The 14,547-nt window shown below is 67.5% G+C and carries 13 protein-coding genes; 5 read left to right on the top strand and 8 right to left on the bottom strand.

Translation table 11 applies throughout. The features are described from left to right. Positions 1 to 474: 474 nt before the first annotated feature. From VGT00_17605 to VGT00_17595, 3 genes are all read right to left on the bottom strand, one after another. Positions 475 to 1,911: a 4-hydroxyphenylacetate 3-hydroxylase N-terminal domain-containing protein gene (locus VGT00_17605; protein ID HEV8533242.1), complete on the bottom strand. Its 1,437-nt coding sequence runs from the start codon at positions 1,909 to 1,911 to the stop codon at positions 475 to 477. 63 nt (positions 1,912 to 1,974) lie between these two features. Next, on the bottom strand, positions 1,975 to 3,336 hold the full coding sequence (locus tag VGT00_17600) for a glycosyltransferase family 4 protein (GenBank protein HEV8533241.1): 1,362 nt from the start codon (positions 3,334 to 3,336) through the stop codon (positions 1,975 to 1,977). 500 nt (positions 3,337 to 3,836) lie between these two features. Then, a complete protein-coding gene (locus VGT00_17595) occupies positions 3,837 to 4,274 on the bottom strand; it encodes a heme-binding protein (GenBank protein ID HEV8533240.1) in 438 nt (145 codons plus the stop codon). A gap of 145 nt (positions 4,275 to 4,419) precedes the next feature. On the opposite strand from VGT00_17595, the gene VGT00_17590 reads away from it, so the two are divergent. Genes VGT00_17590 through VGT00_17575 form a run of 4 tightly spaced genes read left to right on the top strand, consistent with a single transcriptional unit; the run spans position 4,420 to position 7,926 of the window. Next, positions 4,420 to 5,397, top strand: coding sequence for a hypothetical protein (locus tag VGT00_17590; GenBank protein HEV8533239.1), 978 nt, complete (start codon positions 4,420 to 4,422; stop codon positions 5,395 to 5,397). A 1-nt stretch (position 5,398) separates the two neighbouring features. Beyond that, positions 5,399 to 6,355 (top strand): peptidyl-alpha-hydroxyglycine alpha-amidating lyase family protein, encoded by a 957-nt coding sequence (locus VGT00_17585; protein ID HEV8533238.1) that lies wholly within the window; start codon positions 5,399 to 5,401, stop codon positions 6,353 to 6,355. 14 nt (positions 6,356 to 6,369) lie between these two features. Further along, positions 6,370 to 6,996, top strand: a complete 627-nt coding sequence (locus tag VGT00_17580; GenBank protein HEV8533237.1) for a DsbA family oxidoreductase — start codon at positions 6,370 to 6,372, stop codon at positions 6,994 to 6,996. Between the two features lie 3 nt (positions 6,997 to 6,999). After that, positions 7,000 to 7,926 (top strand): VOC family protein, encoded by a 927-nt coding sequence (locus VGT00_17575; GenBank protein ID HEV8533236.1) that lies wholly within the window; start codon positions 7,000 to 7,002, stop codon positions 7,924 to 7,926. A 512-nt stretch (positions 7,927 to 8,438) separates the two neighbouring features. On the opposite strand, the gene dinB is transcribed toward VGT00_17575, so the two are convergent. From dinB to VGT00_17550, 5 genes are all read right to left on the bottom strand, one after another. Beyond that, the gene (gene dinB / locus VGT00_17570) at positions 8,439 to 9,521 is read right to left on the bottom strand and encodes a DNA polymerase IV (GenBank protein HEV8533235.1); all 1,083 of its coding nucleotides are present in this window, start codon (positions 9,519 to 9,521) and stop codon (positions 8,439 to 8,441) included. 38 nt (positions 9,522 to 9,559) lie between these two features. Continuing rightward, on the bottom strand, positions 9,560 to 10,636 hold the full coding sequence (locus VGT00_17565) for a zinc-binding dehydrogenase (protein ID HEV8533234.1): 1,077 nt from the start codon (positions 10,634 to 10,636) through the stop codon (positions 9,560 to 9,562). 178 nt (positions 10,637 to 10,814) lie between these two features. After that, positions 10,815 to 11,630: an ABC transporter ATP-binding protein gene (locus VGT00_17560; protein ID HEV8533233.1), complete on the bottom strand. Its 816-nt coding sequence runs from the start codon at positions 11,628 to 11,630 to the stop codon at positions 10,815 to 10,817. After that, a complete protein-coding gene (locus tag VGT00_17555) occupies positions 11,623 to 12,417 on the bottom strand; it encodes an ABC transporter permease (GenBank protein HEV8533232.1) in 795 nt (264 codons plus the stop codon). Before VGT00_17555 ends, VGT00_17560 begins: the two co-directional genes overlap by 8 nt. A gap of 16 nt (positions 12,418 to 12,433) precedes the next feature. Further along, positions 12,434 to 13,459, bottom strand: a complete 1,026-nt coding sequence (locus VGT00_17550; GenBank protein ID HEV8533231.1) for an ABC transporter substrate-binding protein — start codon at positions 13,457 to 13,459, stop codon at positions 12,434 to 12,436. A 145-nt stretch (positions 13,460 to 13,604) separates the two neighbouring features. On the opposite strand from VGT00_17550, the gene VGT00_17545 reads away from it, so the two are divergent. After that, positions 13,605 to 14,486, top strand: a complete 882-nt coding sequence (locus VGT00_17545; protein HEV8533230.1) for an LLM class flavin-dependent oxidoreductase — start codon at positions 13,605 to 13,607, stop codon at positions 14,484 to 14,486. The last annotated feature ends 61 nt before the right edge of the window (positions 14,487 to 14,547 follow it).

The raw sequence follows: 14,547 nt of genomic DNA, 5'->3' as shown, positions 1-14,547 counted from the left end.
CCAAGGGCGATGACGAACAGACCCACGAACACCACGACCAGCGGTGGACGCCTCATGCGTGTCCTGTTCGACTCGATCGGAAAGACAGTGGGGCCAACTCGCGCCGAGGGTATTCGACCGGCCTCCCCGGTGTCAATGCGGTGGGGGGTCTGGGGGCAGGGCGAGCCGAGGGGCTTCGGTGGGCTGGGCCCCGCCAGTCACGAGGCGAGTGAACTCAAGGGAGCGGCGCCGCTCCCCCCCAGAACCGACAAGATCAATTCACACCGAGGATCCGTCCAAGACCTTGTCCGGCTCCGGTGACCAGCACCACCTTGTCGCTCGGCTCGAGGTCCATGGTCTCTCCGCGTCGCGCCGATCTTACATCGTCAGTCATTTTGATCCCTCGCCCCCGAAGGGGGGAGAGGGGTAGGGTGAGGGGGAGGCTCGAATGCGGTACGCGCGATCATGAATAGTCCCGGCTAACGCCCCGGCCTGTCAATACTCCGAGAGGAGGCGGTCGACCATGGCCTTGGCGGAGGCCCAGTCGTAGGAGCGGAACATGCGGCGGTTCACCACGGGCTGGGCCGCCGAGTAGAACATCTCGTACTGGAGCTGGCGGCCCCCGTATTCGGTGCCGATGAAGTCCCAGATCAGCTTGAGGAGCTTCACGCGGTCGCGGGCGCCCGCCGCGGTGGACTGGTAGTAGCGCTCGGTGTGAGCGCGGGTTTCCGGCGACAGGAAGCTCGCCTCCGACGAGGGCAGGTGCTGGAAGGCGCCGCCCGCGAGCTCCCGCACCGTCCGGTACAGGTCCACGATGAGCCGGCGCTGGAGGCTCATCCCCGCGTAGATGTACTGCGGATGCGGCCGCGCGTAGCCCTCGCTGACCAATGGGAAGCCCTCGGCGGCCTTCACCAGCGCGTCGAAGGCGGCGCAGAAGGTGGCGATCTCGCCGCCGAGGGTCGCCTGGGTGTTGGCGTCACCCTCGCCGCGCCCGACCTCGACGAGCTTCATGGCGAGGCCGGCCAGCAGCTCGAGCTTTACCCCGAAGCGCACCAGCGACTGGAAGTTCGCGGTCACGTGCGCGGGCGATTCGTGGAACTGGGCGGTCACCAGCTCCACGTTGCGATACACGAAGACCTGCTCCCAGGGCACGAGCACGTCGTCGAAGACGACGGTGGTGTCCACCTCGTCGAAGCGCGACGAGAGCGGATAGTCGTAGACGCTCGTGGCCAGCGTCGCGTAGGGCCGGCGCGGGAGGAGCCGGAGCCCTTCCGCGTTCACGGGCACGACGAGCGAGATCGCGTAGTCGACATCGCCGGGAGCGAGCGGCGTGATGTAGCTCACGTAGAGCCAGTCGGCCATGGTCACGGAGGTGGCGATCGAATGGGCGCCGCGGATCACGATGCCCGCGTCTGTTTCCCGGACGACCCCCGGGTGGAGGAACGGCTCGGGATGCTTGTGGGCCGGGGTGGACCGGTCGATCTGGGGCGGCACGATGGCGTAGGTGAGGTACAGGTCCTCGTCACGCGCCTTTTCGTAGAAGCGGACCACGTTATCGCCGAATTGCCGGCCGCCCCGGTCGAAGAGCTGACGCCAGCCCGCGAAGGCGGTGAGCACCGAGGCGACGTGATCCGGCGTCCGCCCCATGAGCCCGTACGAGCCCTCGGCCCAGAACCGGTGGACGGCCCGCCGGCGCCCGAGATCTTCCGCCGAGCGCGGGATCAGCCACATCGCGCCGATCCGCCCGCCCCGGACGGGATCGACGCACGTGGTGACGTCGAGGGCCTCGCCGGCCGCGTCATAGCGCTCGGCGATGCGCCGGGCCGACTCGGCAAAGGCCGGGTGCTTCGTCACGTCGTCGACACGCTCGCCGTCGAGGAAGACGGCGCGCCCGTCGCGCAGGCTCGCGAGGTAGTCTGCCCCTCGGCGCATGGAGCAACGCTCGCACACCTCGCCATGGGTGTGCAAGCTAAACGCTTCCAACTCGGCGCCAGATCAGCGCTCGCTGGCGCCTTCATCCTCGAGCGCGCGGACACGGCCGTAGGCAAAGAGGGGCTGTCCCGCCTCGGGTCGAGCATGTGAGCGCCTTACCCAGTCCGGCGCCGAGCTTATCGTCCGCAGACGAGCGCAGTACCAGCGAAGGAGAGATGACAAGCGCTCGACCCTGGTGGGTATTCCACTAAACTCATATCTCATCCGACCCCTGACGAGAAGCCCGTCCATCGCCCCTAGACTCTTGCGCCTGAGCGTCGGCGCGCGTGCCATGATCTCGAGGAGCCTCGCGGTAACTACGCTCGGGTCCCATCGCGCCCGGGCGTGCTCGAGGCTACTTCGACTCAGTCGGGCATGTAGGTCCTGATCGGTGCAGAGCCGCACGATGGAATCCGCGAACGTCTCGGCGGAATCGGCGATGAGTGCGGTACCGCCATGAACAAGCTCCATCCCCTCCGCACCCACGGAGGTGGTCACTACTGGCAAACCAGCCCCCATCGCCTCCACGATCTTACCCTTCAGTCCTGCACCGAAGCGCAGAGGGGCGATCGAGAGGCAGTGCGAGGCCAGGTACGGCTCGACACGCGGGACCCATCCGGTTACCCTCACCTGTGCTGACGAAAGTGCAATGACTTCCTTGGGCGGCGCATCGCCGACTATCGTCACGGTGACGTCCGGAAGCGATCGCCGCACCAGTGGCAGTATCTGTCGGCAAAAGAAAAGCATCGCGTCGACGTTGGGCGAGTGCCGAAAACCTCCGACGAAGAGAACGGAACGGGGACTCCGCTGCACGAAGCCAGGCACGTCACGCGCAACGGGGTACGTGCACGGTAGCACGGCGGTCACTGCCCCCGGCACGGCTTGCTGGAGCGCACGCCGATCGTCCTCCGTCAGAGCCAGCACCAAGTCAGCGCGCCCGTACACGCCGACCTCTCGCCTCCGCGTTCGCCAGGCCCTCGCCCGTGCCATGATCGGGTGATCGGCATAGGCGACGGCGCGAGATTCTCGAACATGGTGGACATCCGCGCAAGATACGACCATCGGTAGATCCGGACGGAGGAGCCGCAGATACGGAAGGAGACGTTCGGCCGTGTGAAAGAACTCGAAGAGCACACCGTGATCGATTCGTCCGGCCAATTGCGCTAGGGTCGTAGTATGTTGTGCCGCGTGAATCTCGACTCCTAGCTCGCGCAAGGCATCAGCGTAGCGCCTCGAATCTTTGTCGATGCGGCGCTGAAGCGTATAGAAGGAGACGTTGTATTCGGCGGCGAGGATTCGGAGCCAGGAATAGAGGCGCCGCGATCCGGCGTGGCGGTCGAAGTCTGGAAGACTCGGGGCTACGACGAGGAGCGTCTTCTTGGTCATGGCCGACGAGGACGCAGGCAGACGCCGTCAGGCGGTCTGACGCCAGCTCCTATCCACGGCACTCGCAACGAGATCGGCGCTCATACCGAGCGCAAGAGTCGCCCTCACTACGATCCATACCTTGGCCACTTGTTCTCTTCCTTCATCGCCCAGATTATTGGCATCCTGCAACAACCATCGATTGATCCTCGGGCACAACACATGCCATTGTCGTCGCGATCACAAATACAATGACTTCGAAGGGCTACAATTCGCGGGGCTCGACGAGTGTAAAACAAACTGACGTGGAGCCTATCGAGAGGCGCGAGGACTGTCGTGAGGTGACGTGCAGGTGCTGCGGCCGCGACGGGGCAGCGGCACAGCCCGTCAGCCCTCGCCGCACACCTCAGAGGCGGCCCGCAAGTCGGATGCGCGAACGACGGGCTACTTCATCCGGCCCTGGATCTTGGCGATGGCAGTCCGGGCGCACTCTTCATCGATCAGCCCGCCCGGAGCGCCGCTCACGCCGATCGCGCCGATCGCCTTCCGTCGACCATGATGGTCACCCCGCCGACCGCATACGTCACGTTGGGCAGCGGCGTCTGCGGCACCGAGGTCACCGGATTCTTGCTCATCCGCTCCCTGACGGCTTTCGTGCTGTCTTCCTTGCGCGCGAGGGTGAGGGAGGCCGCCGAGTAGGCCTTGAAGAAGGCGTTGTCGAGCGTGTGGATGGGCGCCCCGTTGCCGCGCAGCACGGCCTGCCGGACGCCATCGAGATCGACGACGACGGCCATCACCGCGTAGCCTTTCTGCGCGCAGGTTGCGACCGTGTCGCCTACCAGCTCGTTCGCGAGCGGCGCAGACAGTTTCTGCATCGTGACCAGCCCCTGGGCCGAAGCCCCGCTCACCGTGCCAAGGACCGCCAACGCCAGCGCTGCCGTCGCCAAGAGACGTGACATGGTCTTCCTCCTGTCGGGTTTCCCAGGCATGATAGTAGACCGCCTGGATCCGGGCGATCTGTTCCTCGCGTGGTCCGACGAGCCTCCGGTCTTCGATGGGGCTTCCGGTGTGTCGCATGGCCCCTCCTTGGGCTACGATAGGCGCATGTCGATCCCGATCTCGATCACCTGTGCCGACTATGCTCGCGTCATGCCCCTCGCGACCGGCGAAGTGGAGCCGGACGGAATCGCCCTGACGATGATCTTGGGCAGCCGGGGCTCGTGGCCCGCGCGCGCCGAGATGCTTCGTCGCGCCGTGCAGGACCCAGGGGTACAGGGCGGCGAGTGGTCCATGGCGCAGTACCTGTACCGCATCGACAAGGGCGATCACCGCTATGTCGGTCTGCCCGTGTTTCCGTTGCGTAACTTCACGGCGCGAGACCTGTACGTCCGTCGAGGGGGGCCGATCCGGCAGCCCGCGGATCTGGCCGGCCGGCGCATCGGCATGTACAGCTACAGCGCGAGCGGCTCCATCTGGTACCGCCACTTCCTGCGCTTCGTCGGTCTGGACCCGTCCGCCATCAAATGGTGGATCGGCGACATCGACACGCCCTGGTCGGCCCCGATGGACCAGACGTTGCCCCCCGGCGTGAACGCTCCCGCCAAGGGCAGGTCACTGTCGGACATGCTGGTCGCCGGGGAACTGGAGGCGATCTACAGTCCGCCGCGGCCGCAGGCCTATCACCCCGAGAGCGGACCCATCGCCCGCCTGTTCCCGGACTTCCGCCACGTCGAGCAAGAGTACTTTCGCAAGACCGGCGCGTTTCCTCCGCAGCATCTGATCGTCATCCGACGCGAGGCCTGGGAGGCGAACCCGTGGATCGCCAAGAGCCTCACCGAAGCCTTCAGCGCCGCCAACGACTGCTTCACCTCGGCCCAGAAGGGGTTCCCCTACGCCACGCCCTGGCTGGAGGCTGAGCTCGAGGACACCGCGGCCGTGATGGGTGAGGACTTCCACCCGTACGGATTCGAGCGCAATCGAGCGCAGATCGAGGCGTTCGCCGGGGAGGCCTTCCGGTTGGGTCTGACGAGCCGCCGGGTCTCGCCGGAAGAGTATTTCGCGGACTATCTCAAAGGAGGCTGACGTGGCGAAACCGGTCATCCTGGGCACGGGCGCCTATCGGTACCAGGTCGTCGACGACTGGGCGAAGCTGCCGCCGGGGCGGGAGTTCAACGCCGACGTGGCCGCGGTCGGGATCGACGCGCAGGACCGGGTGTATGCCTTCAATCGGGGCCAGCATCCGATGGTCGTGTTCGACCCCGACGGTAATTTCCTGCGCTCCTGGGGCGAAGGGGTGTTTCGCCGCGCCCACGGCGTTCACGTGGCGCCCGACGACACCCTCTGGCTCACCGACGACGGCGACCACACCGTCCGGCACTGCACGCTCGACGGCAAGGTGCTGTTGACCATCGGCATCCCCGGGGCGCCCACGCCCTACATGAGCGGCGAGCCGTTTCACCGCTGCACCCACACGGCGCTGTCGCCGCAGGGCGATCTCTACGTCTCCGACGGCTACGGCAACGCGCGGGTCCACAAGTTCGCGCCCAACGGCACGCCGCTCCTCTCGTGGGGCGAGCCCGGCACCGATCCGGGCCAGTTCAACATCCCGCACAACATCTGCTGCGACGCCGAGGGCTGGGTCTACGTGGCCGACCGCGAGAACCATCGCGTCCAGGTGTTCGACGGCCATGGCAAGTACGAGATGCAGTGGAACAACATGCACCGCCCCTCGGGCCTGTTCATGGAGCGTGGTCCGCAGCGCTTCTACGTCGGCGAGATCGGCGGCGGCATGGCGGTAAACCAGGACATGCCGAACATCGGGCCACGAATCAGCATCCACAGCCCGAAGGGCGAGATGCTGGCGCGACTGGGCACTCGTCCGGCGGGGCTCGAGCGGGGGCAATTCATTTCGCCGCATGGGCTCGCCGTCGATTCGCGCGGCGACATCTACGTGGGCGAGGTGTCGTTCACGAACTGGGGGCGTCGCGGGCCTATCCCGCCCGGCCTGCGAAGCTTACAAAAGCTCGTCAAGGTATCGTGAGCACAGGAGGCGTCATGAGCCAGCCAGTGACGATGCAGATCTTCTCCGACTACGTCTGACCCTGGTGCTATCTCAGTACCGTGCGTATTGAGAAGCTCAAGGCCGAGCACAACGTGAAGGTCGAGTGGGTGCATTTCCCGCTGCACCCGGACACCCCGGCGGAAGGCCGCTCGCTGGCCGACCTGTTCGCGGGGCGCAACATGGACCGAAAGGCCATGCACGCACAGATGAAGGCCCGCATGGACGCGGAAGGTCTGCAGTACGGCGAGCGCACCATGACCTACAACAGCCGCCTGGCCCAGGAGCTGGGCAAGTGGGCGGACACGCAGCCGGGCGGCGAGGCCATCCACGACGCGCTGTTCCGCGCCTACTTCGTGGAGGCGCGCGACATCTCCCAGCCCGCGGTGCTCCTGGACATCGTGGCGGGCGTGGGCCTGTCGGTCGAGGGCGCGCGCGAGGTGCTGGAGAAGCGGACCTTCCAGGCTGCCGTCGACGCGGACTGGGAGCTCTCGCGCAGGTACGGCGTCACGGGCGTGCCGACCTTCGTCGTCGGTCGCTACGGCGTCGTCGGCGCCCAGCCGTACGAAGCGCTGGAGGGCCTCGTGCAGAAGGCCGAGACGCAAGAGCCCGCGGAGGGATAGGCCATGCTTCCCCCTCCGGGTTTCCACCATCTCCACCTGAACTCCGTCGATCCCGATGCCGCGATCGACTTCTACGTCCGGCAGTTTCCGGCCTCCGCGAAGACGAGCTGGGGCGGCCTGCCCGCGCTCACGGCGCCAAACAACGTCCTCGTCCTTTTCACCCGGATCGCCACCGCGCCCGCGACCTCGCCGCAAACCGCGATCTGGCACTTCGGCTGGCATGTCACCGACACGCGCGCGAGCCTCGAAGGGTACAAGGCCAGACCGGACGTCACCCTCTTGCCCCTCTACACGACGGATGAAGGCGGTTCCGTCCTCGTGAGCAGCGACACCTGGCCGAGCACTGGGCGCACGCCCGGATTGACGAAGGCCCAGATATCCTTAGCCAAGACCAACGGCGTGCAGCCGACCCGCACGGGTGGCTTCGCCTACATGCAGGGTCCCGACCATGCGCTCGTGGAATACGCCGGCAACCATCCGGCCGAGCGCTTCAACCACGTGCACATGTACCAGGACGATCCGTTCTGCGCGCAGCTCTGGTATCAGCAGCACCTCAACGCGCCGGTGTTCGCTGGACGCACCAGCGAGACACCCCTGACCGACGCCACCTGCAAGGTGCCGCGCGGGCCCGATCGAAGCTGGCCCGCCCTCCACCGGGAGGGAATGTTCCGCGCGCCCGCGGCCGCCGTCGTGTTCGGCGACGTGGCCTTGCCCTGGTACGTGCGTCAGGGCGATCGGCCGCTCGTGAGTACCCGCGGGCAGCTGTACGATCACATCGCGCTCAGCGTCGCCGATCTGGACGCCTGGGTCGCCAAGCTGCGTGGCGAGGGCGTCAGGATCCTCGAGGAGCCGTACGCCCTCGGCGACACGCGCGCGACGATGATCGAGGGGCCGAGCTGCGAAGCGCTGGAGCTGGTCGAGATCGCGTAACGAAAGACGATCTAGGGCAGAATAGATGTGTGCCTGCCGCGTCGTGCCCGAGGCGACGGGTGAAGCCGCGGCGGCGCGGCCAGCGCCACAAGGCGGGGATCGGGTCCCCGCGCCGTCGCCGCGGATAACCGCCGGGGTAACGCCCGGCCGGCGGGCACGCTTTCACCCTGGCCGGGAACTATTGAGTTCCCGTCCGACAGCGCCCCGAACCTACCGGTATCTGAAGCTTTGAGGTAATGAGAGAGGCAAAGGATCGGAAGGTCTGGCCGGCACGTCTTCTGACCTCGATGCTCGGGACGATCGTACTGACGCTCTCGGCCTGTGCCAGCACCGGCGCGATTTGCGAGGGCGCCGGCGGCACGTACTCGGGCGGGATCTGCACCCGTTGGAGCCCGGGTCAAGAGGCCGCGCAGAAGTGGTGCGAAACGCACGGAGGTGTATATCTCACGGGCCCCAACGTTTGCGTCCTTGGAGAAGGGCCATGACAAGAAGTTCGCTATGCCGGCCTTCGGCTACGACGTTCGCAGCAACTTTTCGACGCGGACCCCGATGAGGCGGATCTTCTTGCCTTTCGGGTTCTCGCGAGCGTCGAAGAATGGCTCCAGCAACTGCCGGACCTCGGCCTGCAATTGCTCCACGCTCGACATGGGCGTCTGACCCGTCCGGGAGCGGCTGACCGTCACAAATCCCGTAAAGCGGACGGTCACCGTAACGGTTCGGAACCCCTGAAGCCCTTCGGCGACGAACCGCCGAAACACTTCGCCGGCAAGTTCCTGGGCGCGTCCCAGGATGAAGACCGAGTCGAGGGTGTCCTCCTCGAAGGTCTCCTGCTCGCCTACCGATTTGCGCTCCCACTCGTTCGACACTGGATCGTCGGAGTTTCCGCGCACTTTCTGGTACAGCTCCTCGCCCGACTTCCCGAACCATTCTCTGAGCTGCGCCAGCTCGACGCTGCGAAGCTCGGCCACGGTCCGGAGGCCCTTCGCCTGGAGCACCGCTTCCGACTTGGGCCCGATCCCCGGGATCACCCGGATCCCCAGCCCATCCAGGAAGCCCTGGACCTCGTCGGGCCTCACCACGGTCAACCCATCAGGCTTCCGGAAGTCCGAGGCGATCTTCGCCACGAGCTTGTTCGGCCCGATGCCAATCGAGCAGGTCAGTCCCTCGCCCTCGAGGATCGCTCCCTTCAGCGCCCGCGCGTGGGCTTCACCCTGCTCCATCCCGCCGAGCGACGACAGGTCAACATACGCCTCGTCGATGCTCGCCTCCTCGAACGCGTCGGCGCCCTGGGCGATGATCGACATGATCCGGCCCGATACCTCTCGATAGAGCGACCGATCGCCCCTGACGAAGACGGCCTCCGGCTCTCCCCTCCTTCGAGCGGCTTCGGCCAGGCGCCACGCCCGCGAGATCGGAAGGGCCGACCGGATGCCGTACTTTCGCGCCGCGTAGCTCGCGGCGGTGACCACGCCTCTCCCCTTTCCGCCTTTCGGATCCGCCCCAACGACCACGGGACGGCCGCGGAGCTCGGGGTGATGCCGCTCCTCCACCGCGGCGTAGAAGGCGTCCATGTCGACGTGGGCGATGATTCTCATGTCCGAGGAATCCGAAGCCATCCCGGATTGGCGAACTGCTACGGCTTCACCATGATCTTGGCGTGCCGCTCCGGCGAGGCGAGCTCCGCGAACGCCCCCGCCACGCCGTCGAGGCCGACCGTCCCCGTGACGAGCGGGGCGACCGGGATCTGGCCCGCCGCGATGTGGCCGAGGGTCGCCGTGAACTCGTCCTGGGTGTAGCCGAGGACAAACTGCACGCCGAGCTCCTTGCTGATGCCCAGCATCGGAGAGATCGTGTCGGGCTCCATGCAGACGCCCACCACCACGATGCGCGCGTGGCGAGGCGCCGCGGCCATGATCTGGTCGAGCACGCCCGGGACACCGACGCACTCGAAGACGACGGCGGGGCGCCGGGGTGGGCCGGGCAGCCACGGCGGGAGCGCGGGGGCCCGCGCGGCATCACGCCACACCGCGGCCTCGCGCCAGCTCTGCCAGGGCGTCTGCGCGCCGGGATCGACGACCACGTCAGCACCGAGGGCCAGGGCCAGCTCGCGACGGCGGGGCGAGAAATCGGCGGCGACGATCGGCCGGATGTCGGCCAGGCGCAGGGCGGCGATGACGGCGAGGCCGACGGGGCCGCAGCCAATGACGAGAGGGGCGTCGTCCGGCTCGAGACGCGCCTTGTTGACGGCGTGGAGGCCGACGGCCAGAGGCTCGGTGAGGGCGGCGTGCTCGGTGGGAAGCGCCTGGGGCACCGGGAGGAGCAGCGCCTCCGACAGGCGCATGTACTCGCCATAGCCCCCGGGGTGGTCGTTCGAGTAGCCGATGGTCTGGGGTCCCGTGGCTCGCATCAGCACGGGACGAGAGCAGACGCGGGTGCCCATGGCCAGCGATCTCTGCGTGTCCGGCCCATAATCCACGAGCTCAGCGCAGAACTCGTGGCCCATGACCACATCACGCCCGAGATCCATGACGAAGGTGTTGCCCGCTCGACGCGAGGCCTCCACGAAGCGGTCGGCGTGCTTGAGGGCGTGCAGGTCCGAGCCGCAGATCCCACACGCGAGCGTCCGCACCAGCACCTCGCCGGCATCGGGCGCGGGCTCAGAGACATCGGCGATCGCGAGGGCTTTGTTCCGCATGACAACGGCGCGCATGGGTCTCCCCTTCTGTAGCCTGGACTATCTATGAATGAGACTCTCTCGTCGTACCGCCCCCTCACCCTGCCCTCTTCCCCGATGGGGGAGAGGGATTGAGAATGCAGCGGCTTCGTTCGAGCATGAGGGTCGAGGCGACGTGACGAAGGGCCATGGTGATCGCGCGCCTTTCTTGACGCTAGCGGGGCTCGTCGCTGGCCGCCCGGAGGCTCTCCTCACGGATGAGCCCGAGCACCTCGCGCTTGAGCTCGTTGAAGCGCGGGGTGGTCGTCGCCTCGAGCGGCCGCGGGCGGGGCAAGTCCACGGTCAGCCGCTTCTTGATGCGTCCCGGCCGCGCCGTCATGACGCAGACGGTATCGGCGAGCAGGAGCGCCTCCTCGACGTCGTGGGTGATGAAGAGGACGGCCTGGTGATGGCGCTCCCACACCGAGAGCAGCAGCTCCTGCATGACGGAGCGCGTCTGCGCGTCGAGGCTCCCGAACGGCTCGTCCATGAGCAGGAGCTCGGGCTCCATGACGAGGACGCGCGCGATCCCCACCCGCTGCTTCATGCCGCCCGAGAGCTCGGCCGGGTAGTGGCGCTCGAAGCCGCGCAGGCCGACCTGCTCCAGGAGCGCGTCGACCCTCGGGCCGTAGTCGCCGGCGGCCACCCCGCAAGTCTTGGGGCCAAAGGTGATGTTGTCGAGCACGGTGAACCAGGGGAAGAGCGCAGCCTCCTGGAACACGACGCTGCGGCGCGGATCCGGGCGGCTCACGGGCTGCCCGCGAAACAGCACCTCGCCGCGGGTCGGCCCGTCGAAGCCGGCGACCATGTTGAGGAGCGTCGACTTGCCGCAGCCCGACGGCCCGAGCACGGCAGCAAACTCCTTGGGCGCGATGGCGAGATCGATCCCCTCGAGGGCGACGAGCCGGCCCGACCGTCCGCTGAACTCCTTGAAGACGCCGCGCAGCTCGGCCACGGGCGCCGCGGCCGACGGCCACGCGAGCTCAGGCATGCCGCTCGAGCGTCCGCCAGCGCAGCGCCACCTGGGAGGCTCGGAGGATGATCTGATCGGAGACGAAGCCGAGGAGCCCCACGGAGAACATCGTGGCCACGCAGATGTCCATCCGTCCGACGTAGTACGCGTCCCAGAGGACGTACCCCAGGCCGGACTTGACCGCGATCATCTCGGCGACGATGACCGCCGTCCACGCCACCCCGACGCCGAGGCGCAGGCCCGTGAAGATGGACGGCAGGGCCGAGGGCAGGACGACTTTCAGGAGAACGGTCCGCTCGCCCGCCCCCAGCATGCGCGCGGCGCGGAGGAGCAGAAGATCGGTATCGCGCACGCCGTGGGCGGTGTTGACCACGATGGGGTAGAAGGACCCCAGCCCGATCAGGAAGAGGGCGCTGGCGTCGTAGATGCCGAAGACGGCGATGGCGAAGGGCAGCCAGGCCGTGATGGGGACCGGGCGCAGGAGCTGGATCGAGGGATCCACCAGTCGCGCCACCAGGCGATTCCAGCCCACGAAGATGCCGAGGGGAATGGCCACGAGCGCGGCGAGAGCGAAGCCCTCCAGGACCCGGCGCCCCGAGTAGAGCACGTTGGCGACCCAGGTGCCCGAGTAGGGCGAGAGCGACTTGGTCGGCGCGCCGAAGATCCACCGACGCCAGGATTCCAGCACCTGGGCCGGGGCCGGGATGATCCCCTCGGTCACCCACCGCTGCTCGACGACAAGGTGCCACACGCCGAGCAGCAGGATGGGCAAGATGAGGAACCAGGGAATGCGCCGGCCGCTCATACGCGACGGTCCCTCGCTACTTGTTCTGCCCGAGGTCGACGGGACTGCGCCCGGTGGCGCGCGCGAGAAACTCGTACGTGTAGTACTGCCCTATTTCGCCCGAGACCTCGCGGGCGATGACGCCGTTGTCGAAGAGAAACTTGGAGATGCGCTTGATCGACTCGAGGGGCAGCGACACGTCGAAGCGAGTGTAGCGGATGGCCTCGCTGGCGACGGGCTCGGGCAGCCCGGCCTTCTCCCCGTAGATCTTGGCGAAGCGCTGCGGGTCGGCCTGGGCGATCTTCACCACGTCCACGTAGGCGGACACCAGCCGCTGCGTCGCCTCGCGATGCTTCTCCATGAACCCCCGGTTGACGGCAAGGACGGCGATGAGCCCACCCACGGTCTTCGAGCCGTTGTGGGTGATGGTCGGGTACTGCGCCCAGCCCTCCGTGATGCCCTGGGCGCAGAACGGGTGCCAGACCACGGCCATGTCGATCTCCTTGCCCTGGAGGGACTTGAGATAGTTGCCACCGCCCCCCACGATGTTGATGATGCGGAGCTTGCCGTAGTCGAGCCCGTTCTCCTGGACCGACGCCGCGAACTTGAGCCACGAGATGGAGCCGGCCCCCACCCCGATCGTCCTGGCGCCGAGACCCGCCCACTCCTTGATGTCCTCGCCCTTGCGGACGAGCAGGCAGTCGTTGCCTGAGCCGATGCCCGCCACCCCGATCATGGACTTGGCGCCCTGCCCCAGGCCGAGCGTGATGTCCTGCGGGCCGAAGGCGGCAATGTCGAGATCACCCGAGGCCAGGGCCGTGCGCTCGTCCGCGAAACGCTGGAAGAGCACCTGCTCGACCTGGATGTTGTATTTGGCCGCCTGCTCGGGCAGGAGCCAGAGCGGTGACAGGGCGGGCACATTCGCCATGCCCTGCTTCACCTTGACGGGCGCGGCCAGCGGTGTCCGCGCGGGGTCCGTCTGCGCCGCGGCAGGAGTCAACGACAGGGGAGCGGCCAGGAGCGCGAGCAGCGCGAGCGTCGAGCCGGCAAGCGAGACGTTCATTCATTACCTCCCTGAGGGACGTCGATCACGTACGACCCAGTCCCAGGCATTACCTCCAGATACCACTGTGGCATGGCGTGGCGAACCTTCCGCGCCGATGCTGCCAGAGGGTGTCGACAAGGTCAATCCGGGCTAGAATCGCTCCATGAAGATCCGCATCGGAGTGGGGGCCGCCGGCGCGTCCTCGACGCCCGAGGCGCTGGCCGAGCTCGCGACGGGACTCGACGAGCTGGGGTTCGACTCTCTCTGGCTTTCCGAGGTGCTGACCGGTCCCGTGGTCGATCCCGTGGTGGGGCTTGCCTGGGTGGGGGCGAGCAATCCGCGGGTAAAGCTCGGGACGACGATGCTCTTGCCGGGACGCCACGTGCTCCGGCTCGCCAAGCAGCTCGCGAGCCTGGACGTGCTGTGCAGGGGCCGGCTGCTGGTCACGCTGGTTCCCGGGCTCACGTACGCCCCGGAGCGCGAGGCCATCGGCGTCGAGCCCAAGCGCCGCGGCGCCTTCATCGATGAGGCGCTGCCGATCTTGCGGCGCTTGTGGGCGGGCGAGACGGTGAGCCACGACGGCCCCACCGGCAGCTTCCGTGACGTCAAGCTCTCGCCGCTACCGGTCCAGCAGCCGCTCGAAGTCTGGCTGGGCGGCACGGTACCCGCCGCCCTCGAACGCTGCGGGCGATTGTCGGACGGGTGGCTGCCGTCGCTGTGCACGCCCGAAGAGGCGGCCGCGGGACGCGTGGTGATCGAGGAAGCGGCGGCCCGGGCCGGCCGGTCGATCAGCCCGGAGCACTTCGGCGTGAGCATCGGCTACGCCCGCGCGCCCATCGACCCGGCCACCGCGCGCGTGATGACGGCCCGGCGCCCCCGCGCCCTCGAGCTCACGCCGGTAGGGTTGCCGGCGCTGCGCCAGCTCATCGAGCGCTTCATCGGCGTTGGCTTCTCGAAGTTCGTCGTGCGTCCGGTCACGCCGCCCGTATCCTGGCGCGCCGAGCTCGAAGCCCTGTCCGCGGCGGTGGGTGACCTCCAGACCTGACAAGGCTACATCGCCACCAAACACACCAAACCCTCGAGACCTGTTTGGTCTCCGGGGTTTT

The organism is Candidatus Methylomirabilota bacterium (genome assembly GCA_036002485.1).
In the GTDB taxonomy this organism is placed as follows: Bacteria; Methylomirabilota; Methylomirabilia; order Rokubacteriales; family CSP1-6; genus AR37.
The sequence above is the reverse complement of the archived record's forward strand: the minus strand, read 5'-3'. Positions and strand labels throughout refer to the sequence as shown.